The sequence below is a fragment of the Stenotrophomonas sp. GD03877 genome (assembly GCF_029840555.1).
GTDB lineage: Bacteria > Pseudomonadota > Gammaproteobacteria > Xanthomonadales > Xanthomonadaceae > Stenotrophomonas > Stenotrophomonas geniculata.
In genome coordinates, this window is sequence record NZ_JAOCCT010000006.1 from 58,977 (window position 1) to 80,867 (window position 21,891).

15 protein-coding genes and 1 riboswitch are annotated in these 21,891 nt (G+C 67.1%); of the genes, 8 read left to right on the forward strand and 7 right to left on the reverse strand.

The window, feature by feature from the left end; genetic code table 11:
- Positions 1-48: 48 nt before the first annotated feature.
- The 3 genes from N5D20_RS06330 to N5D20_RS06340 are packed head-to-tail and all read right to left on the reverse strand — an operon-like array spanning position 49 to position 4,465.
- The gene (locus N5D20_RS06330) at positions 49-1,371 is read right to left on the reverse strand and encodes a hypothetical protein (protein ID WP_197578159.1); all 1,323 of its coding nucleotides are present in this window, start codon (positions 1,369-1,371) and stop codon (positions 49-51) included.
- Positions 1,368-2,780 carry a hypothetical protein gene (locus N5D20_RS06335; RefSeq protein ID WP_197578158.1) on the reverse strand — a complete coding sequence of 471 codons (1,413 nt, stop codon included), beginning with the start codon at positions 2,778-2,780 and terminating at the stop codon, positions 1,368-1,370. The genes N5D20_RS06330 and N5D20_RS06335 overlap by 4 nt, the downstream gene beginning before the upstream one ends.
- Positions 2,777-4,465 carry a molecular chaperone HscC gene (locus N5D20_RS06340; RefSeq protein ID WP_197578157.1) on the reverse strand — a complete coding sequence of 563 codons (1,689 nt, stop codon included), beginning with the start codon at positions 4,463-4,465 and terminating at the stop codon, positions 2,777-2,779. The genes N5D20_RS06335 and N5D20_RS06340 overlap by 4 nt, the downstream gene beginning before the upstream one ends.
- A 145-nt stretch (positions 4,466-4,610) precedes the next feature.
- Here N5D20_RS06340 and N5D20_RS06345 point away from each other — a divergent pair, with 145 nt between their 5' ends.
- Both N5D20_RS06345 and N5D20_RS06350 read left to right on the forward strand, forming a co-directional pair.
- Positions 4,611-6,758, forward strand: coding sequence for a S46 family peptidase (locus N5D20_RS06345; RefSeq protein WP_197578156.1), 2,148 nt, complete (start codon positions 4,611-4,613; stop codon positions 6,756-6,758).
- Positions 6,759-6,965: 207 nt separating this feature from the next.
- Positions 6,966-10,412, forward strand: coding sequence for a PAS domain-containing hybrid sensor histidine kinase/response regulator (locus N5D20_RS06350; RefSeq protein ID WP_197578155.1), 3,447 nt, complete (start codon positions 6,966-6,968; stop codon positions 10,410-10,412).
- 79 nt (positions 10,413-10,491) lie between these two features.
- Here the strand turns inward: N5D20_RS06350 and N5D20_RS06355 are convergent, their stop codons facing one another.
- From N5D20_RS06355 to acs, 3 genes are all read right to left on the reverse strand, one after another.
- Positions 10,492-11,067, reverse strand: coding sequence for a manganese efflux pump MntP family protein (locus N5D20_RS06355; protein ID WP_191850350.1), 576 nt, complete (start codon positions 11,065-11,067; stop codon positions 10,492-10,494).
- A gap of 10 nt (positions 11,068-11,077) precedes the next feature.
- Positions 11,078-11,246: riboswitch (yybP-ykoY riboswitch) on the reverse strand.
- Positions 11,247-11,426: 180 nt separating this feature from the next.
- Positions 11,427-12,092, reverse strand: coding sequence for a response regulator transcription factor (locus N5D20_RS06360; RefSeq protein WP_005420420.1), 666 nt, complete (start codon positions 12,090-12,092; stop codon positions 11,427-11,429).
- A gap of 121 nt (positions 12,093-12,213) precedes the next feature.
- Positions 12,214-14,157 carry an acetate--CoA ligase gene (acs, locus tag N5D20_RS06365; protein WP_191850348.1) on the reverse strand — a complete coding sequence of 648 codons (1,944 nt, stop codon included), beginning with the start codon at positions 14,155-14,157 and terminating at the stop codon, positions 12,214-12,216.
- A gap of 245 nt (positions 14,158-14,402) precedes the next feature.
- Between acs and N5D20_RS06370 the strand changes: the two genes are divergently transcribed.
- The 4 genes from N5D20_RS06370 (at position 14,403) to xth (ending at position 20,105) form a co-directional block, all read left to right on the forward strand.
- On the forward strand, positions 14,403-15,830 hold the full coding sequence (locus tag N5D20_RS06370; protein ID WP_197578154.1) for a DcaP family trimeric outer membrane transporter: 1,428 nt from the start codon (positions 14,403-14,405) through the stop codon (positions 15,828-15,830).
- A 110-nt stretch (positions 15,831-15,940) separates the two neighbouring features.
- Positions 15,941-17,602 (forward strand): MFS transporter, encoded by a 1,662-nt coding sequence (locus tag N5D20_RS06375; RefSeq protein WP_180844893.1) that lies wholly within the window; start codon positions 15,941-15,943, stop codon positions 17,600-17,602.
- Positions 17,603-17,757: 155 nt separating this feature from the next.
- Positions 17,758-19,167, forward strand: a complete 1,410-nt coding sequence (locus N5D20_RS06380) for a coniferyl aldehyde dehydrogenase (protein ID WP_197578153.1) — start codon at positions 17,758-17,760, stop codon at positions 19,165-19,167.
- A 170-nt stretch (positions 19,168-19,337) separates the two neighbouring features.
- On the forward strand, positions 19,338-20,105 hold the full coding sequence (gene xth, locus N5D20_RS06385) for an exodeoxyribonuclease III (protein WP_049454215.1): 768 nt from the start codon (positions 19,338-19,340) through the stop codon (positions 20,103-20,105).
- A 72-nt stretch (positions 20,106-20,177) separates the two neighbouring features.
- On the opposite strand, the gene N5D20_RS06390 is transcribed toward xth, so the two are convergent.
- Positions 20,178-20,429 carry a GlsB/YeaQ/YmgE family stress response membrane protein gene (locus N5D20_RS06390; protein WP_005411656.1) on the reverse strand — a complete coding sequence of 84 codons (252 nt, stop codon included), beginning with the start codon at positions 20,427-20,429 and terminating at the stop codon, positions 20,178-20,180.
- Between the two features lie 84 nt (positions 20,430-20,513).
- Between N5D20_RS06390 and N5D20_RS06395 the strand changes: the two genes are divergently transcribed.
- Positions 20,514-21,113, forward strand: a complete 600-nt coding sequence (locus N5D20_RS06395) for a 4'-phosphopantetheinyl transferase superfamily protein (RefSeq protein ID WP_049413189.1) — start codon at positions 20,514-20,516, stop codon at positions 21,111-21,113.
- A gap of 39 nt (positions 21,114-21,152) precedes the next feature.
- Positions 21,153-21,791, forward strand: coding sequence for a 16S rRNA (guanine(527)-N(7))-methyltransferase RsmG (gene rsmG, locus N5D20_RS06400; protein ID WP_049480335.1), 639 nt, complete (start codon positions 21,153-21,155; stop codon positions 21,789-21,791).
- Positions 21,792-21,891: the final 100 nt, after the last annotated feature.

Below are 21,891 nucleotides of genomic sequence, written 5' to 3' on the forward strand. Positions count from 1 at the left end.
TGCCAACCTCGGTTGGCACCCCGGCCGATGCAAGCCATGCACACGCCATCACTGATTGGACCAGCGCAGCTGGCCGCGGTGCGCGTGCAGGTCCTTGCCCCAGTAGACCAGTGCCACCACCAACGCGGGCACGATCAGCAGGATGGCGATCATCAGGCCTGCGCCGGCGGCGTCCACCCCGGCCGGCGCACAACGCTGCACGAAGCGCTGGCGGGCCATGCGCAGCACCACGGCGCTGGCCACGAGCAGCAGGATCAGCGCTGTGAACGGAATCCCGCTTGTCGCGCGCAGCACAAGGTGGAACGCACCCATCACCGTCGCGACTGCCAGCGGAATGGTCAGGATGCGCAACCCCGGCAGGACGGTTGCCGCGTGCTCCGGCAGTGACTGCCAACGGATGATTGCGCGCATCGCACTGGACGTCAGCCACAGGCCGGGGGCCAGCAGCACGGCAATGGCGATGATCAGCACCGCGCGCTGGCCACCGTCCAGCGAGCCATTGGCCGAGGCGGGCAATGGCCAGCTGGCGACCACACCCCAAGTGCAGATCAGACCGAGGACCAACGCGATCAATAGCGCGCGCAGGCCGCTGGCCTGCCAGTGGATGGCGTCGCCCTCACGCCCGAAGCGCGACCAGAACGCCACCTGTCCTGCGTCCAGGCCGGGTGGCAGGCGCAGGTCGTGCCAGTAACCCAGCGCCGCCAGCAGGCTGATCGCCTGGTGCCCGCGCGACGGCTGCAGGGTGCTCAGCAGGTTGCGCCATGCCGGGCGATGCTCGCGCAGGCTGGGAAGCACATCGCTGCCGGGGACCAGCAGTGTTTCGCTGATGCCCAGGTAGCGGGCCGCCAGCACCTGCGCTCCTGCGGGTGACAGCAGCCAATGTTGCTCGCAGCGGCGTGCCACCGCATCCAGCCAGTGCATATCCATGCCCAGTAACGGGTCATCCCAGCCGAAACACTCGCTGAGCGTGTCGAAGGTGGGGCGCGGCAGGGCCGGTTCGTGCGTGACCAGCTGCTGCAGCATGGCGTGGCCGATGTGCTGCTTGCCCTGCAGTGACCACAGATGGGGTTGCTGCTGAAGCGCCTGCTGCAGCAACGCCGCATCGTCCTGGCCGGCCACTGCCAGCAGCTGTGCGGCGACGGCATCATGGTCCACCCCGTCCATGGACGCATGCGTCGGGCTGTCTGCCGCAGGCAGTGCTGCATCCCCGGCCAGCTGCGCCAACGCGGACTGATAGGCTTCGTGCAGCCGCTGGAACGCCACCGGATCATCCTCGGGCCGGGTGACCCGCAGCTGCCTTGCATACGCGCGCTTGATGGCGCGCTCGTCGGCGCCGGCATCCAGGCCGAGCAGCTCCATCCAATCAGTCATGGCTGGCGGCGCCACACCTGGGTCCAAGCATCGCGTGCCCACAACGCCAGCGCGGCGATCACGGGCAGTTCGGCGTAGGTCATGGCCAGAACGAGCAGCTTCAGGAACGGCACCACCGACAGCAGCAGCCAGCCGTTGAAATGGATCTGCAGGTGGCTGCGCCGCCACCAGCGCCACACCGCCAGGCCCAGCACCGGCCAGGCCAGCAGGGTGCCGGCGGTGCGCAGATCCAGCCCGTGGATGAGCACGATGGCAACGATCGCCAACAGCGGAATCGGCAGCAGTGCCGCGAGTGGTGATCGATACGGTTGCTCGTCCTGGACCTGCCAGTGCAGGAAGGTCTGCACAGCGGGTGCGACAGCGCCCAGCAGTACCATCCCCAGTGCGGCGTACAGCGCAACGCGTGCATAGGTGGCCAACGGATGGATGCCTGCAACGCCGTCACCGGTGGCCATCTGGCCCGACAGGCCTACCGCCAGCACCAGCAGCGCGGCGATCACCGCGCACGCGGCACCGCGCAGCAGGCCCTGCAGGAACCGCTCGCGGTTCAAGCGGTGTATCGCACCGATTTCGCGCCAGAACACGACCTGGCGCACCAGCAGCGGTGCTGGGACCGGTGTGGCGTAATCGATGCCCAGTGCATCCAGGGTCCGGTTGAGGTCGCGCCCGCGCTGGGGCGACAAGGAGGTGAGCAGTGACTGCCAGTGATTCCAGGGACGCGACAGCCAGGCCATGTGATCGCGGGCCGCTGCGGGCGGGTTGGGCTGTCCGCAGCGCTGCAGCAGTTCGGCCAGGCGAGGGTGATTGCCCGGCTGCACTACCCAGCGGCGGTGCATCTGCATGCGCTGTGCGTCCAGGGCGTAGGGGTCCACGTTGCTGCCGATCTCGTCCCAGCCGAACACTTCGGCCAGCAGATCGAGGTTGTCGGCCTGCACAGACTCCTCGCTGGAAAACAGTGCCTCCAGCAGAGCGTCACCGATCCGCATCTTCCACTGCAGCGACCACAGTTCCGGCTGCTGCGCCAACCAGGCCTGCAGCGCTTCCGGTTCCTGCCGTATGGCCTCAGCCAGGATACGATCGGCGATGGCCTCCACGTCCAGTATCGGGGTGGCCTGCACGCGGTCGTGCGGGTGTGAACCGGCCACCGGTGGTGGCGCTGGGGCCGCTGCCTCGAACACCGGCGCGTGGGGTTGCAGCGGCGTGTCCGGTGTGCTGCTGGACCAAGCTGCGTCCACGGGGTCGCGATCCTTCGCCCACGCCAGTGCGTCCTGGTAGGCCTCGTGCAGGTGCTGGAAGGCGACCGGATCGTCCTCCGGGCGCGTCACCCGCAGGCGCTGCGCGTAGGCCCGCTTGATCGCGCGTTCGTCGGCATCCGCGTCCAGCTCCAGCAGCTCCAGGCCCCAGCTCATGCATCGCGCTCCAGCATGTCCAGCGCCTGGGACAGTTCGCGGCGCTGCTGCTCGATGTGGTGCAGGTCCTGGCCGTCCAGCGCGTGGCGGAACTGCATCAGCCAGCCCTGCAGCGTGTCACGGTGATGAATGAACTCCTCGTACAGGCGCTCGGCGCGCGCCACCACGGCCAGGTTCTGCTGGGTGTCGCGCGGATGGATCTTCAGGCTCTGCAGGGCGGCCAGGCGCTGCTGGATCTCGTCGGGCGACAGCAGGCCCGGGTTCTGTTCCAGGATCAGCTCATGACGCAGGCCACTGGCCTCTTCGGTGACTTCCACCTGCAGCAGGCCGTTGATGTCGTAGGTGAAACGGGTGGTGACGCCGCGCTCCTCCATTGGCCCGCGATGGGTCAGCGGCACGCGCAGCTCACCCAGCTTGATGTTGCGGTCCACGGTCGGGCTTTCGCCCTGGTAGATGTCGATCATGACTTCGCGCTGGTTCTCCTGGATGGGGAAGAACCGATCCTCGCGGCTGACCGGCACCACGCTGTTGCGCTGGATGATGGGATGGAAATAGCCGCTGCGCGACTGCCCATCGGCGCCGAGGCGCGACACCTGGGTACCCAGCGTGTAGGGGCAGACATCGGTCAGCACCACTTCGCGCAGGGCCTCGTTGCGTCCCTTCAGGCCGGCGGCGACGGTGGCACCCAGAGCGATGGCATGGTCCGGGTGGATATGGCGCAGCGGCAGGCGGCCGAACATGCGGGTGACCAGGCGGCTGACCATCGGCATGCGTACCGCACCGCCCACCAGAACGATGTCGTCCAGCGCGTCTGGCTGCAGCCGTGCATCGCGGATGGCGCGCTCGATCGGCCCGCGCATGCGCTGCAGCAGTGGATCGCAGAGCCGGGCAAATCCAGCCTCATCCAGTTCCCAGCGCAGCTGTCGTTCACCCAGGGAGAGCTCCAGTGTGCTGCTGCCGCTGTTGCTCAGTTCACGCTTGAAGAATTCCAGATGGCGCAGCAGCTGTGCCCTTTCACTGTCGGCCAGCGTGCCCAGGTCCAGGCGCTGGTCGGCCAGCAGGGCGTCCAGCAGCACGCGTGAGAAATCCTCGCCTCCCAGGAAGTTGTCACCGGCACTGGCATGCACTTCGATCACGCCGTCGAACAGTTCCAGGATCGACACGTCGAAGGTGCCGCCGCCCAGGTCCAGCACCAGCACCCGGCCTTCGCCCTCGCGCTGCTGCAGGCCATAGGCCAGCGCGGCTGCGGTGGGCTCGTTGATCAGGCGCTCCACGCGGATGCCGGCCAGTTCGCCGGCCGAGCGCGTGGCCTTGCGCTGCGCATCGGAGAAGTACGCCGGCACGCTGATCACCGCCTCTTCCACCTTCTGCCCCAGGGCGGCCTCGGCGTCGGCCAGCAGCGAGCGCAGCACCAGTGCCGACAGTTCCTCGGGGCGAAAGCTGCGGTCGCCCAGGCGGGTCTGGCGGTCGGTGCCCATCCAGCGCTTGAAGTTCGCCACGCTGTGCGCCGGATGGCTGACCAGGCGGTCCCGTGCCGGCTGCCCGACCAGCACCGCGCCATCGGCCAGGCTGACCACCGAGGGCGTCAGCAGCTCCCCGTGCGCATTGGGGAACAGTCGACCGCCTCCCGCCTCGTAGATGCCCACCAGCGAATGGGTGGTGCCAAGGTCGATACCGACGATCATGCTGCTTCCCTGACTGCATGTGATGGAGCACCGATTGTAGGCCGGTAACCTGGCCGATGAACGCACCACTCCCAACCATCGGCCGTTGCCCCATCCGGCCCCAGCGGCTATGGTCCCGGGCTGTTCTGTCGTACCGGATTGCCTCATGTCACCACGCAAAGCCCTTCCCACCGCCCTGGCCCTGGGCCTGACCCTCGCCGCCGGTGCCCACGCCGACGAAGGCATGTGGATGCCGACCCAGCTGCCGGAACTGGCCAAGCCGCTGCAGGCCGCAGGTTTCAAGGGCAATCCGGCCGACCTGGCCAATGTCACTGCGCCGCCGCTAAGCGCGGTGGTGCGTGCCGGTGGCGGCACCGGTTCGTTCGTGTCCGCCGACGGCCTGCTGCTGACCAACCACCACGTGGCGATGGGCGTGATCCAGTACAACAGCTCGCCCGAGCACGACCTGATCAATGGTGGCTTCATCGCCAAGGACCGTGCCGACGAGCGCCCGGCCAACCCGGACTTCCGCGTGCTGGTCACCGTCGGCTTCGACAAGGTGACCGACCAGGTGCTGGCGCAGGCGCGTGGCAAGACCGGCCGCGCCTACTTCGATGCCGTCGATGCGGCCAGCAAGCAGATCGTGGCCGAGTGCGAGAAGGACGGCAGCGTGCGCTGCTCGGTGGCCAACATGTACTACGGCACCGACTTCTACCGCATCGCCCAGCTGGAACTGAGCGACGTGCGCCTGGTGTATGCGCCGCCGCGTGCGATCGGCAACTACGGCGATGAGATCGACAACTTCATGTGGCCGCGCCACACCGGCGACTTCACCCTGCTGCGCGCCTACGTGGGCAAGGACGGCAAGCCGGCCGCCTACAGCAAGGACAACGTGCCCTACCAGGCGCCGGCGCACCTGCAGATGTCGGTGGAAGGCCCGAAGGAAGGCGACTACGCGATGCTGGCCGGTTACCCGGGGATCACCTACCGCCACCGTACCGCCGCCGAGTTCGCCGGCCAGATCGATACCGTGCTGCCGCGCCGCGTGTCGGTGTTCCAGCAGATGATCGACACCATCGAGGCCGCCAGTGCCAAGGACGCGCAGGCGCGCACCCGCTACGCCTCGCAGCTGCAGTCGCTGAAGAACAACCGCAAGCGCGCCGCGGGTGAGCTGGAAGGCCTGCTGCGCAGCGATGCCAAGGCCCAGCGTGCCGCCGATGAGACGGCGATGCTGGCTGCCACCGACCGCAAGTACCAGGGCGACATCAAGGCGCTGCTGGCCAACCTGTCGCAGGGTGCGGCGGTGGGCGAGCGTGACCTGCTGCTGGACCAGATGGCTGCGCAGAGCCAGTTGCTGCGCTCGGCACTGCTGCTGGAGCGCCTGCGCATCGAATCGGCGAAGCCGGACGCGCAGCGCGAGAGCGGTTACCAGCAGCGCGACCAGGCGATGATCGAAGGCGTGCTCAAGCAGGTCCAGCGCCGCTACGCACCGGAGGTCGAGAAGGCCCTGCTGACCACCTTGCTGACCCGCTACCAGCAGCTGCCGGACGCGCAGCGCGTGGCCGAGTTCGACGCGGCCTTCGGCCGTACCCCGGAGCAGCTGGCCAAGGCGCTGGACACCCTCTATGCCGGCACCCAGCTGGGTGACGAGGCGCAGCGCCTGTCGCGCTTCACTGCCGCACGCGAGGGCAAGGCACTTGCCGCCGATCCGCTGATCGCCGTGGCCGGCCCGCTGGTGGCCGCGCAGCTGCGCATCGAGAACGAGAGCAAGACCCGCGAAGGCGAGCAGCTGCGCCTGCGCCCGGCGTACATGCAGGCGCTGTTCGCCTGGCGTGCCAAGCAGGGCCGTGCGGTGTACCCGGACGCCAACCGCACCCTGCGCATCAGCTACGGCAAGGTCGAGGCGCTGCACCCGCGTGATGGCGTGACCTATTCGCCGGTGACCACCGTGGCCGGCATCGTCGAGAAGAACACCAACGCCTACCCGTTCGATGCACCCAAGCCGCTGCTGGCCGCCATCGCCAAGGGTGACTTCGGCAGCACCGCCGACCCGGCACTGAAGACCCAGACGGTCAACTTCCTGACCAACCTGGACACCACCGGCGGCAACTCCGGCTCGCCGGTGCTCAACGCCAAAGGCGAACTGATCGGCCTGAACTTCGACAGCAACTGGGAATCGGTCAGCGCCAGCTGGTGGTTCGACCCGCGCTACAAGCGCGCCGTGCACGTGGACATGCGCTACCTGCGCTGGCTGCTGGCCAAGGTCTACCCGGCGCCGGAACTGCTGAAGGAAATGGGCGTGCCGGCGGAATAAGGCCGGTTGCTGGTGGGTGCCCACCTTTGCCTGGTGGGTGCCCATTGATTCCCGGTAGGTGCCCACTGTTAGTGGGCACGGATGTCCCCGTCACGACCAACGGTCGTGACCTACCAGACGGACCAACGGTCGTGCCCCACCGCCATGACCTACCCTCACGACCAACGGTCGTGATCTACTGGCCCCTGCCCTGAGGGAAACGCACGCGTGGTCTCCAGCTGGATCCTGCTGCTGGTCTCGGTTGCCTATGCCGCACTGCTGTTCGGCGTGGCGTGGTGGGGTGACCGTCGACCGATGTATCCCGACCGGCCGTGGCTGCGGCCGGTGGTCTACAGCCTGGCGCTGGCCGTGTACTGCTCGTCGTGGACCTTCTACGGCGCGGTCGGCACCGCCGTGCGCAACGGCGTGGGCTACCTGCCCATCTACATCGGCCCGTTGCTGCTGCTGCTGTTCGGCTGGCGCATCATCGAGCGCCTGGCGCTGATCGCGCGCAGCCAGAACGTGGTCTCCATCGCCGATTTCATCTCCTCGCGCTTTGGCCGCTCGCGGCGGCTGGCGGCGCTGGTAGCGATCATCGCGCTGATCGGCATCATTCCGTACCTGGCGCTGCAGTACAAAGCCGTGGCGATGAGCCTGCAGGTGCTGACCGGCAACACCGGCCCGACCGGCTTCTTCACCGATCCGGCGCTGTACGTGGCGCTGCTGATGGCGCTGTTCGCCACCCTGTTCGGCACCCGCCAGGTCGATGCCACCGAGCACCACCACGGCATGATGCTGGCGATCGCCTTCGAATCGGTGATCAAGCTGCTGGCGATGGTGGCAGTGGGCGTGTTCGCCTACCTGTGGCTGAGTAACCGCACCGACGCGGTGGTCGAGTCGGTGCATACGCTGTTCACCGGCCTGCCGCCGGTGGGATTCATTTCGCAGACCCTGCTGAGTTTCCTGGCCATCATCTGCTTGCCGCGCCAGTTCCATGTGGCGGTGGTCGAGTGCGGTGACGTGCGCGATGTGCGCCGCGCGCGCTGGATGTTCGGTGGCTATCTGGTGCTGATCTCGGGCATGGTGCTGCCGATCGCCACCGCCGGCGTCACCCTGTTCGGCACCGGCGGCAGCGTTGCCGACGATTCGATGGTGCTGGCGCTGCCGCTGGCCGAAGGCCGCAACGCGCTGGCGCTGATCGCCTATGTGGGCGGCTTCTCGGCCGCCACCGGCATGGTCATCGTGTCCTCCATCGCACTGGCGACCATGGTCAGCAACGACCTGGTGATGCCGGTGCTGCTGCGCCGCAGTGGCGACCACCAGGAAGCGGCCGATGTCGCCTCGCGCGTGCTGTGGATCCGTCGCCTGGCGATCCTGCTGCTGGCGCTGATGGCCTACAGCTACTACCGCACCAGCAGCAACGACAGCACGCTGGCGTCGTACGGCCTGATGGCGTTCGCTGCAGTGGCGCAGTTCGCACCGGGCCTGATCGGCGGCCTGTACTGGCGCGGTGCCAGCCGTCGCGGCGTCGAGGTAGGCATGCTGCTGGGCTTCGCCACCTGGCTGTACACCCTGCTGCTGCCGGCGATGACCATGGCTGGCTGGGTTGATGCTGGCTGGGTGCAGCACGGCCCGTTCGGCATCGAGTGGCTGCGCCCGCAACAGCTGTTCGGCATGACCGGCTGGGACCCGTTGACCCATGGCACGTTCTGGTCGCTGCTGGTCAACGCGGCGACGATGATGCTGGTGTCCGCACGCTGGCGCCCCGGCGTGGACGAGCGGCTGCGTGCGGCACCGTTCCTCGACCCCTATGCCGAGCGCCCGTCGGTGGCCGGTGGCTGGCCCGGTCATGTGCATGTGGGTGACCTGCTGGCGCTGGCTTCGCGCGTGGTCGGCGAACGCCATGCGCGCCGTTCGTTCTTCGAGCAGGCACAGTCACTGGGCCGTGAACTGCAATCCTCGGCGCCTGCAGACCGCCCGTGGGTGCAGTTCACTGAGCGCCTGCTGGCCGCGTCGATTGGCGCGGCCTCGGCGCGCCTGCTGCTGACCAGCCTGCTGCGTGGCTCGGGCATGGACCTGGGTGAAGTGGTGGCAGTGCTGGACGAAGCGGGGCAGGAGCTGCGCTTCAACCGCGAGATCCTCTCGACCACGCTGGAGAACATCAGCGCCGGTGTCAGCGTGGTCGATCCAGACATGCGCCTGACCGCATGGAACCGCCGCTACCAGGATATGTTCGGCTACCCCGACGGCATGCTCTACGTGGGCCGCCCGGTCGCCGATCTGATCCGCTACAACGCCGAGCGTGGCGAGCTGGGCGAGGGTGACATCGAAGTGCAGATCAACCGTCGCATCGGCTACATGCGCGCCGGTTCACCGCACGTGTTCGAGCGCACCCGCAGCGACGGCAAGGTGATCGAGATGCGTGGGCAGGCGCTGCCCGGCGGCGGTTACGTGACCAGCTACAACGACATCACCGACTACAAGCACGCGGAAAAAGCACTGCTGGAAGCCAACGAGACGCTGGAACAGCGCGTGGCCGAGCGCTCGCACGAGGCCGAGGTCGCGCAGCAGTCGAAGACGCGGTTCCTGGCGGCGATCAGCCACGACGTGCTGCAGCCGTTGAACGCCGCGCGCCTGTTCGCTTCGGCGCTGCGCGACAGCGACCACGTGAGCGACGAACAGAAGCACCTGGCCGAACGCGTGGATGCGTCGCTGCGCGCGGCCGAAGAACTGCTGGATGGCCTGCTGGACGTGTCGCGGCTGGATGCCGGTGGCCTGCACCCGGTCATCGGCGAGTTCGACGTGAGTGCGTTGATGCGCGAACTGGCGGCGCAGTACACGCCGGTGGCTGCAGGTCGTGGCCTGCGCCTGGACCTGTTCGCGCGCCCGGCGTGGGTACGCAGTGACCGCCGCCTGCTGCGCCGCGTGCTGCAGAATTTCCTGGCCAACGCGTTGCGCTACACCCGTCAGGGGCGCATCGTGCTGGCGGTGCGCCATCGTGGCGATGAGGTGGAGCTGCAGGTATGGGATACCGGACCCGGCATTCCCGAGCACCATATGCGGCAGATCTTCGACGAGTTCCACCGCTACCAGCAGCCGTTCGACTGGGGCGAGCAGGGTCTGGGGCTGGGCTTGTCGATCTGCCAGCGCATCTCGCGCCTGCTTGACCATCGCCTCAATGCGCGCAGCCGCGTCGGTAGCGGCTCGATGTTCTCGATCATCCTGCCGCGTGTGGCGCCGTTGCCGGGTTACACCGAGCTGGCCACGCCGGTACAGGCGGTGGCCGCACCGGTGCGCAGCGATTCGCTGGCCGGCCTGCGCGTACTGTGCGTGGACAACGACGAAGAGATCCTGGACGGCATGCGCGCATTGCTTGGCCGTTGGCAGGTGCAGGTGATCACCGCTGCCACCGTCGACCAGGCGCTGGAGAAGATTGCCGAGCGCCCGCAGGTGATGCTGGTGGACTACCACCTGCACGACCGCATGGATGGCCTGGATGCGCTGGTGGCACTTCGCGAGGCTGCGGGCTACCCGTTGCCCGGCGCGCTGCTGACCGCCGATGGTCGCGACGAGTTGAAGCGGATGGCGCGCGAACGCGGCTACCGCGTGCTGACCAAGCCGATCAAGCCGGCCTCGCTGCGCGCCTTCCTGGGCGCGCTGCGCGATGCGCAGTAGATCCACGCCATGCGTGGATGCGATGCCAGGTAGTGCCGGCCGCTAGCCGGCAACCACGCAATCGCTCACTTCCGACGCGTTACCCCGCGCCGTGTAGGTGCTCGTACAGGATCGTCGCGCCGATGATCACCAGGATCACGCCACCGATGATCTCGGCGCGCTTGCCCACCATGCTGCCCAGCACGCGGCCGAGCATGATGCCGACGGTGACCATGGTCAGCGTGCACAGGCCGATGACCGCTGCCATCACGCCGATATGCACGTCCATGAAGGCCAGGCCGATGCCCACCGCCATCGCGTCGATACTGGTGGCGAACCCGGTCAGCGCCAGCTTCCAGAAGCCGTGGTGCTGCGAAGGGTCGTCGTCTTCCTCGGTACTGTCGGGGCGTAGGCCGTTGTAGATCATGTGGATGCCCAGCGCGCCGAGCAGGCCGAAGGCGATCCAGTGGTCGAAGGCTTCCACGTACCGCAGCGCGGCGCGGCCGAGCAGCCAACCGATGATGGGCGTGATCGCCTCGATGACGCCGAAGATGATGCCTGCACGTAGTGCATCGCGGAACACCGGCTTGCGCATGGCCGCACCCTTGCCGATCGCCGCGGCGAAGGCATCGGTGGACATGGCAAAGCCGATCAGGAGGATCGAAATGGGGGACATTGGCGGCTGCTGAAGGTCGGGCAAGGACGGACGCACGGCTCGCGCTCGCGCCCAACCTGACGTTGCGCGCGCGGGCCGCTGGTCTCGCCAACCATCATGGTTGTCCACGCCACGGCGCAGTGGCCGAGTATGTTGACGTGGACGATTCCTGCGTAGGAATCCGGCTACTCCCCAAGGGGACGCGAAGCTTAGCACCGCGATCCGCGCGTGGCGCATTTGCAGCGAAACGCGCAGGCAGGGCTGGTTTTTATAGCGATGGCTATAACATGGGCGAAGCAAAGGCGTGCCAAGCAAGCTTGGCACCTACCAAGGCGGTTTCAGGCGTTTCAGGCGATTGCCGGCCAGCGGCCGGCACTACCTCAGTCTTCTTCCGGCGGCAGCACGATGGCGTCGTCGTCGATGGCCAGCTTGCCGGCCATCAGCACGGCCTGGGTGCGGTTGGTCACGCCCAGCTTGCGCAGGATGGCGGTGACGTGGGCCTTGATCGTTGCTTCGGAGACGTTGAGGTCGTAGGCGATCTGCTTGTTCAAGCGGCCGGCGCCGAGCATCTGCAGGACGCGGAACTGCTGCGGGGTCAGCTCGCGCAGGCGCTGGCCGACTTCGCGTTCTTCGCTGCCGGTGGGCGGCACGTTGTGCGCTTCCGGCGGTGCCCAGGTCTCGCCATCGAGGATGGTGCCGAGTGCATGGCCGATGGTGTCCGAGTCGGCCGATTTGGGAATGAAGCCGAGCGCACCGTGGTCGAGCGCGCGGCGCATCACCGTGGCCTCTTCGCGCGCGGACACCACCACCACCGGCAGCTGGGGGTGCAGTGAGCGCATGTGCACGAGTGCGTTGAAGCCCTGCGCACCCGGCATGTTGAGGTCCATCAGGACCAGGTCGGCGTCGTTGTGCTGATCGGCCAGCGCGTACAGTGCTTCCACGCTGTCGGCCTCGAACAGTTGTACGCCCGGGATGACCCGCTGCACCGCCCCACGCAGGGCTTCGCGGAACAGCGGGTGGTCATCGGCAATCAGGAGGGTGGTCATGGGTCGAGCTTATCGATCAGGAAAAAGAGCGACGTGATGGCAGGTGCAGGACGGGTCGGACACGGCCGGGTCCCTCCTCCCGGCCACGTCCCTGGCGCGTCCTGCGCCTGCAGTCACGGCATCAGCGCACCTTGCGCTCGTCCACCAGCGACGCCACCACCGACGGATCGGCCAGGGTCGAGGTGTCGCCGAGCTGGTCCGGTGCGTTCTCGGCGATCTTGCGCAGGATGCGGCGCATGATCTTGCCCGAGCGGGTCTTCGGCAGGCCCGGCGCCCACTGCAGGTGGTCCGGCGTGGCGATCGGGCCGATTTCCTTGCGTACCCAGGCGACCAGTTCCTTCTGCAGTTCGTCGCTCGGCGCTTCTTCGGCCACCAGGGTCACGTAGGCATAGATGCCCTGGCCCTTCACGTCGTGCGGGAAGCCGACCACGGCGGCTTCGGCCACCTTCGGATGCGAGACCAGCGCGCTTTCCACTTCGGCGGTGCCGATGCGGTGGCCGGACACATTGATCACGTCGTCAACGCGGCCGGTGATCCAGTAATAGCCGTCCTCGTCGCGGCGGCAACCGTCACCGGTGAAGTAGCTGCCCGGGTAGGTGCGGAAATACGTATCGATGAAACGCTGGTGGTCGCCGTACACCGTACGCATCTGGCCTGGCCAGGAATCACGGATGATCAGGTTGCCCTCGGTCGGGCCTTCCTGGATCTCGCCATCGGCATTGACCAGCGCCGGCTGCACGCCGAAGAAGGGCAGGGTGGCCGAACCCGGCTTGAGGTCCATCGCACCGGCCAGCGGCGAGATCAGGATGCCGCCGGTTTCGGTCTGCCACCAGGTATCGACGATCGGGCAGCGGCTGTCGCCGACCACCTCGTAGTACCAGCGCCAGGCTTCCGGATTGATGGGTTCGCCCACGCTACCGAGCAGGCGCAGCGACGCGCGGGAGGTCTTCTTCACCGGCTCCTCGCCCTCGCGCATCAGCGCACGGATGGCGGTCGGGGCGGTGTAGAAGATGCTCACCTTGTGCTTGTCGATGACATTCCAGAAACGCGAGGTGTCCGGGTAGTTCGGCACGCCTTCGAACATCAGCGAGGTCGCGCCGTTGGCCAGCGGACCGTACACGATGTAGCTGTGGCCGGTGACCCAGCCGACGTCGGCGGTGCACCAGTAGATGTCGTCCTCGCGCAGGTCGAACACCGCTTCATGGGTGTAGGCCGCGTACAGCAGGTAACCGCCGGTGGTGTGCAGCACGCCCTTTGGCTTGCCGGTGGAACCGGAGGTGTAGAGGATGAACAGCGGGTCTTCGGCGTTCATGCGTTCCGGCTCGCAGCTGGCCGGCTGGCTGTCCACCACATCGTGGAACCAGCGGTCGCGCGGCGCCTGCATGTCCACCGCGCCGCCGGTATGGCGCACCACCAGCACGGTTTCAACCGTGTTCGTGCCCGGCAGCTTCAGCGCGGCATCGACGTTGGCCTTCAGCGGAATCCTGCGGCCACCGCGCAGGCCCTCGTCGGCGGTGATGATCAGCTTGCTCTGGCAGTCGCTGACGCGGTCGGCAATCGAGTTCGGCGCGAAGCCACCGAACACCACCGAGTGGATCGCACCGATGCGCGCGCAGGCCAGCATGGCCACCGCAGCGTCGACAATCATTGGCAGGTAGATGGTGACCCGGTCGCCCTTCTTGACGCCCAGGTTGCGCAGCGCGTTGCCGAGGCGGCAGGTGCGCTCGTACAGCTCGCGATAGGTCACGTGCTGGGCCGGTGCATCCGGGCCGTCCGGCTCGAACAGCAGGGCGGTCTTGTCGCCGCGCGTTTCCAGCTGGCGATCCAGGCAGTTCACGCTGGCATTGAGCTCGCCATCCTCGAACCACTTGATGTGGAAGTCGGACAGGTCGTAGCTGACGTTCTTGATCTTCGTCGGCGCGCGCATCCATTGCAGGCGCTCGGCGGCCTTGCCCCAGAATCCATCCGGATCGGTCACCGACGCCTGGTACTGCTGTTCATAAGTCTTCTTGTCGATGCGTGCCTTGGCGGCGAACTGCGGATCGACGGGGTAGATATCAGCCATGGCACCCTCACTTGCACGTTGACTTTGTATGTGCGGTCGCAGCATCGCAGCGACCGATCCCCCTCAGTTTGCCCCATCCACCCCCGGCCGCGTCACCACCTTGGTTAGACCATGGTCGAAAGTGAGCGCCCAGCAGGGCCGGGTTCGACCAATGGCGAATAGCCGCTATACATAATCGCCCCGCAGTCTCGGCTCGACCGTGCCCCACGCGCGGCATCACCTTGCCACTTGGGAGAGAGGGCAACATGAGCCACCGTACGTTGAAAGCCGTGCGCACACCTTTGGCGGCCTGCCTGTTGGTCGCCCTGGTCGCACCGGGCATGGCGTTCGCAGAGACCGCCAAAGAGAAGGCGCTGGAAGCACGCGTTGCCGAACTGGAACGCCAGGTCCAGCTGCTGCTGTCTTCGCAGCAACAACAACAGACCCAGATCAGCCAGACCCAGCAGGCCGTAACCGAAGTCCGCACGCTGCAGGCCGAGCAGAAGCCGGTCGCACAGGTGCCGGCCGGCAAGCAGCCCATCCAGGTCACCACCATCACCCCGGGCGCGGCGCCGGGCACCACGGTCAAGATCGGCGGCTTCATCAAGGCCGACTTCCTGGCCACCCAGACCAGCGATGGCCAGCTGGCCGACGACGCCACCGGCCGCTCGCTGTACCTGCCGGGCCAGACCCCGGTGGAAGGCGCTGGCGGCAGCGGCAAGCGTTCGGGCACCGACTTCAATGCCCACGCCAAGTTCTCGCGCTTCAACCTGGGCATCGACAACGTGAGCGAATCGGGCAACAAGGCCGGTGCGTTCTTCGAGATGGACTTCTTCGGCAATTCACTGGGCAACCAGACCGCCACCAATACCTACGGTGTGACCCTGCGCCACGCCTACATGTACTGGAACAACTGGATGGCCGGCCAGACCTGGTCCAACTTCATGGACGCGGCCGCACTGCCCGAGGCGGTCGACTTCGTCGGCCCCACCGATGGCGTGATCTTCGTGCGCCAGGCCCAGGTGCGTTACACCCAGGGTGGCTTCAGCGTCGCGCTGGAAAACCCGGAAACCACCACCCTCACCGGTACCCGCAACCCGGTCACCGGGGCATGGACCAACGCCAGCGCCAACTCCGACCGTGGCAGCCTGCCCGATCTGACCATGCGCTATGGCTGGAAGGGTGATTGGGGCACCTTCGGTGTCGGCGGCATCGTCCGTCAGCTGAAGGTCGACAACCAGGCCACCGGCGCCAAGGCCGACAAGGTGGCTGGCGGCCTGACCCTGGGCGGCAAATGGGTGATGGGTGACAGCGATTCGCTGCACTACCAGCTGACCGGCGGCGAAGGCATCGCCCGCTACATCGGCCTGGGCATCACCGCCGACAGTGCCTATGACGTGGCCCGCGACGAACTCAACCCGACCGGCGTGCTTGCCGGCTACGTGGGCTGGCGGCATGCGTTCTCGCCGAAGTTGCGCACCAACCTGATCTACGCGCGCAGCGACTACGACAACGACAGCATCCTCGGCCCGCTGGTAACCAAGAGCGTGCAGAGCATCCGCGGCAACATCTTCTACTCGCCGCTGCCCAAGGTCGATATCGGTGCGGAGCTGATGTACGGCCGTCGCGAAGTGGAGAACGGCAACAAGGGTGACATCACCCGATTGCAGTTCACCACCAAGTACAGCTTCTAGAGGAGTGCCGACCAAGGTCGGCACCTATAGAGATTGCGTGCCGGCCCGCGGCCGGTACCTACCGAATTGAGTACCGACCAAGGTCGGCATCTACCGAGGGAAAACGCCCCATGTCCAGCACACCCAGTACCGCACACAAAGCGGGCACCCTGACCAAGGGTCACAAGAAGGTCATCTTCGCCTCGAGCCTCGGCACGGTGTTCGAGTGGTACGACTTCTTCCTGTACGGCTCGCTCGCGGCCATCATCGCCAAGCAGTTCTTCAGTGGCGTCAATGAAACCACAGGCATGATCTTCGCCCTGTTGGCGTTTGCCGCCGGCTTCTTCGTGCGTCCGTTCGGCGCGGCCTTCTTCGGCAGCCTCGGCGACCGCATCGGCCGCAAGTACACCTTCCTGGTCACCATCCTGATCATGGGCATCTCGACCTTCCTGGTCGGCGTGCTGCCCAACTACGCCTCGATCGGTTTCGCCGCGCCGGTGATCCTGATCATCCTGCGCCTGGCCCAGGGCCTGGCGATGGGCGGCGAGTACGGCGGTGCCGCCACCTACGTGGCCGAGCACGCGCCGGACGACAAACGTGGCCTGTACACCAGCTTCATCCAGTGCACGGCCACGCTCGGCCTGTTCATGTCGCTGCTGATCATCCTGGCCTGCCGTTACTTCCTGGGCAATGAAGCCTTCGAAGCCTGGGGCTGGCGCATTCCGTTCCTGGTCTCGATCCTGCTGCTGGGTGTCTCAGTGTGGATCCGCCTGCAGCTGAGCGAGTCGCCGCTGTTCCAGCAGATGAAGTCCGAGGGCAAGGGTTCCAAGACCCCGTTCCGTGACAGCCTGAAGGGCGGCAACCTGAAGCTGATGCTGCTGGTCCTGCTCGGTGCGGCGGCGGGTCAGGCGGTGGTCTGGTATGGCGGCCAGTTCTACGCGCTGTTCTTCCTCAGCAGCATGCTGAAGGTCGATGCCACCACCTCCTACCTGCTGATCGCGGCCGCGCTGGCGCTGGGTGTGCCGTTCTTCATCTTCTTTGGCTGGCTGTCCGACCGCATCGGCCGCAAGAAGATCATCCTGGCCGGCTGCCTGCTGGCCGCCGTCACCTACATCCCGATCTTCAAGGGCCTGACCCACTTCGCCAACCCGGCCATCGAAGAAGCCCGCAGCAGCTCGCCGGCGCTGGTCGTGGCCGATCCGAACACCTGCTCGTTCCAGTTCGATCCGGTGGGCCTGCGCAAGTTCACCAGCTCCTGCGACGTGGCGACCGCCGCGCTGACCAAGGCTGGTGTGCCGTACGACGTGCAGCCCGCCGCCGCCGGTTCGCTGGCGATGGTGAACGTGGGCAGCGCCAGCGTCACCTCGTATGAAGCTGCCGGCCTGACCAAGGAAGACGGCAAGGCCAAGGCCGATGCGTTCGGCGCGGAACTGAAGACCGCCCTGACCACCGCCGGCTACCCGGCCAAGGCCGATGGCGCACGCATCAACATCGCCGGCACCATCTTCATGCTGTGGCTGCTGGTGCTGTACGTGACCATGGTCTACGGCCCGATCGCCGCCTACCTGGTTGAACTGTTCCCGACCCGCATCCGCTACACCTCGATGTCGCTGCCGTACCACATCGGCAACGGCTGGTTCGGTGGCTTCCTGCCGGCGATCTCGTTCGCGCTGGTGGCCGGTACCGGCAACCTGTACTACGGCCTGTGGTACCCCATCATCATCGCGCTGATGTCGGTGGTGATCGGCGGCCTGTTCCTGCGCGAAACCAAGGACGTGGATATCACCAAGTAACCGGTGTGCCGACCAACGGTCGGCACCCACCGGGTTTCAGGGGCCGTGGTGCAGACCACGGCCTTTTCGTTTCCCTGTTTTTGGGGTCAGATCCCTTTCGCTTGCGAAAGGGATCTGACCCCATCGAGACGTGCCGCACCCCGTATAGTCGGCCCATGACCACCACCGTCCCGGCCGAGCTCCCCGCCATCCTGCACACCCTGCGCAGCGCCTGGCAGTCGCAGCGCCCGTCGCTGGACCAGCGCGAAGCTGACCTGCGCCGCCTGCGCGAGGCGCTGAAACTGCGCCTGGACGAGATGGCCCAGGCCATCGCCGAAGACTTCGGCCACCGCGCCCACGTTGAATCGAAGCTGGCCGATGGCATGAGCGTGCTGTCGGCGATCGACCACCTGCGCCGCCACCTGCGGGGCTGGTCGAAACCGCAGCGGGTGGGCGCCGGCTGGCGACTGTGGCCGGCGCGCGCGCAACTGCGGCCGATGCCACTGGGCGTGGTCGGGGTGATCTCGCCCTGGAACTACCCGGTCACGCTGGCCCTGGTGCCGCTGGCCACGGCCATCGCGGCGGGCAACCACGTACTGCTGAAGCCTTCGGAACACACGCCGCGCACCAGCGCGTTCCTGGCCGATCTGCTGGCCAGTGTGTTCCAGCCCGATCGCGTGGCGGTGGTGCAGGGTGGCGCGGACGTAGCCGCGGCGGTGTCCTCGCTGCCGCTGGACCATCTGCTGTTCACCGGCTCGACAGCCGTGGGCCGCAAGGTGATGGCTGCCGCTGCCGAGCACCTGGTGCCGGTGACGCTGGAACTGGGCGGCAAGTCGCCGGCCATCGTCTGCCGCGATTTCCCGCTGGACAAAGCCGCCGCGCGGCTGGCCACCGGCAAGTGGTTCAACGCCGGCCAGACCTGCATCGCGCCGGATTACGTGCTGATCGACACCGCGCGCCAGCGCGAGTTCGTGCAGGCGCTGCAGCAGCAGGTACGCGAACGTTATGGTGATTTCAACCTCGCCGACGACTACACGCGCATCATCAACGAAGGCCAGTACCGGCGCCTGCAGGGCTATCTGGCGCAGGCGCGCGAACGCGGTGTGCCAGTGATTCCGCTGGCGCAGGTGGATGATGCGCGTGCTGACCGTGAGCGCCTGCTGGTGCCGACCGTGGTGCTGGACCCGCCGGACGACCTGGACCTGATGCGCGAGGAGATCTTCGGGCCGATCCTGCCGGTGCGGGCCTACCCGGATCTGGATGCTGCGCTGGCCGACGTGCTGTCGCGTGACCGGCCCCTGGCGCTGTATCCCTTCAGCCACGACACGGCGACGGTGGAGCGCATCCTCGGTCAGGTGGTGGCCGGCGGGGTGACAGTGAATGACACGCTGCTGCACTTCGCCGCCGATGGCCTGCCGTTTGGCGGGGTGGGGGCCAGCGGCATGGGCGCGTACCACGGCCGGGCCGGGTTCGATGCCATGAGCAAGCCGCTGCCGGTGCTGTGGCAGTCGCGCTGGGCCGCCAGCGACCGGCTGCGGCCGCCATATTCGAAGATTGCGGGGTTGTTGAAGCTGCTGCTGCGGTGAACCCAGGCAGGGCGTGGCTCTACTGAATCAGGGCCCGATTCTTCTGTAGAGCCGAGCCCACGCTCGGCTGCTCTTGGCTGGGTGCCCGATCAATGCAGCCGAGCGTGGGCTCGGCTCTACACGGGAATCCGGGCCGACCCCCATCCCGGCCACCCGGGTAGAATGCCCCCATGAAGATCGCCTCGTGGAACGTCAATTCGCTCAATGTCCGCCTGCCGCACCTGGAGCAGTGGCTAAAGGATTTCGGCCCGGACATCGTCGGTATCCAGGAAACCAAGCTGGAGGACCACAAGTTCCCCGATTCGGCGCTGATCGCCGCGGGTTACCGCAGCGTGTTCGCCGGCCAGAAGACCTACAACGGCGTGGCGCTGCTGTCGCGTGAGCCGGCGCAGGACGTGCAGATCGGCATTCCCGGTTTCGAGGACGAGCAGAAGCGCGTCATCGCCGGTACCTTCGGCGACCTGCGGGTGATCAACCTGTACGTGGTCAACGGCCAGGATATCGGCACCGACAAGTACGACTACAAGCTGCGCTGGCTGGAAGCGGTGCATGCCTGGATCGCCGAAGAACTGCAGCGGCACCCGAAGCTGATCGTGATGGGCGACTTCAACATCGCCCCGGACGCGCGCGATGTGCACGACCCGGAGGTGTGGAACGAAAACCACATCCTGACCTCCACCGCCGAGCGCGGCGCATTGAACAAGCTGCTGCAGCTGGGCCTGCACGATGGCTTCCGCCTGCACAATGACGAGGCGGGCACCTTCAGCTGGTGGGATTACCGCGCCGCCGGTTTCCGCCGCAACCTGGGCCTGCGCATCGACCTGACCCTGGTCTCCGACGCGCTGAAGGGCAGTGCGGTGGCCTCGGGCATCGACCGCGAACCGCGTACCTGGGAACGCCCGAGCGACCATGCGCCGGCGTGGGTGCAGTTGGGTTGAACGAACGGGGCCCGACGATTGCCGGGCCCGTTCTGGAAGGTCTGCCGGCCGGCGGCCGACACTACCCTCAGATCACCGTATGCTCTTGCGGGTGAACAGGTTGACGATCGCCAGCAGGATCACCGCACCGATCAGCGAGAACAGGAAGGTGCGGATGGTGATCGCTTCGTTGATGCCGCCGCCGAACAGCCAGCCGGAAATCAGCGCGCCGACGATGCCGACCACGATGTTGAGGATGATGCCCTGCTGGGCATCGCGCTTCATGATGATGCTGGCCAGCCAGCCTACGATGCCGCCGACGATCAGCCAGATGATGATGCCCATGATCGAACCTCCGGTGGGGAACTGTGACCAGTTGACGCGCAGGGCTGTGAACCCGTCGTGGAATTGCGTGACGGGCGCGTGCGGATGAGCCTGCCAGCCACCCTCGATGGCCCGTGGCGCTTCGGTCCGGTGACGGTCTGGCGGCGTCCGCACGTGCCGGGCCAGCGCGGTGAACCGCAGGCGCGGCAGGTGCTGGCACAGGCATTGGGTGCCGACCCGGAGACGCTGCCGCTGGTCCGCGATGACAAGGGCCGTCCGGAACTGAGCGGCGCGCTGGCCCACTACGGCACCGGCTGGAGCCACAGTGGCGAGGTGCTGCTGGTGGCGCTGGGCGAAGGCGTGCGGCTGGGTGTGGATCTGGAACTGCTGCGGCCGCGGGCCCGCCTGCTGGAGATCGTGCAGCGCTTCTTCCACCCCGAGGAGGTGGCCTGGCTGGAAAGTCTGGACCAGGCCGGCCGCGAGCACTGGTTCTTCCGCGTGTGGTGCGCCAAGGAAGCCATCCTGAAGGCGCACGGCCAGGGCATCTCGTTCGGCCTGCACCGCCTGCAGCTGGCGCCGGGGGCCGATGGCGCCCTGCACCTGCGCTGGTGCGACCCGGAACTGGGCGAGGCCGCGCGCTGGCACCTGCACGAATGGCAGGCCACCGGTCAGTTCCGGGCGGCGTTGGCCTGGTATCCGCACTGAGGCGGGGAATCAGCGCGCAAAACCGGCGATAATGCCGGCATGAGCGAACACCCACTTCCCGCCAGCGTGGCCGCCACGCTGGAACAGGGCCTGGCCAGCATGGGCCTGGACGCCGCACTGGCGCCGCCGCTGCTGCGCTACCTGGCCCTGCTGCACCGCTGGAACGGCACCTACAACCTCACCGCCATCCGCGACCCGCAGGAGATGGTCACGCGCCACCTGCTCGACTCGCTGGCAATGCAGCCGTTCGTGGCCGATGGCAGCCTGGCTGATCTCGGCACCGGCCCCGGGCTGCCCGGCATCCCGCTGGCGATCGCCTGCCCGGGCCTGCAGGTCACGCTGGTCGAGAGCAACGGCAAGAAGGCGCGCTTCATGCGCGAGGCCGTGCGCCAGCTCGGCCTGGACAATGCCCGCGTGGCCGAATCGCGCGCCGAGGCGCTGGACGAGGCCGGCCGCTACGACCAGCTGACCGCGCGCGCGATGGACACCCTGGCCGGCATCGTCCGCGTTGGTGGCCACCTGCTGCGCCCCGGCGGCGTACTGCTGGCCATGAAGGGCGTCTACCCGCATGAGGAGATCGCGGACCTGCCGGCTGGCTGGCAGGTGCGTGAGGTGACCCCGTTGAGCGTGGCCGGCCTGGCCGGCGAACGCCACCTGGTCACGGTTACAGGCCCCTGATTCCCGCCGCCAGCCCTTTGTGGAACAACGGGTTGGCGATTCACGATTTCCGCAAGGGGCCGGTTGTACGCATAATGACCGGTCCCAGCACACGTCGACG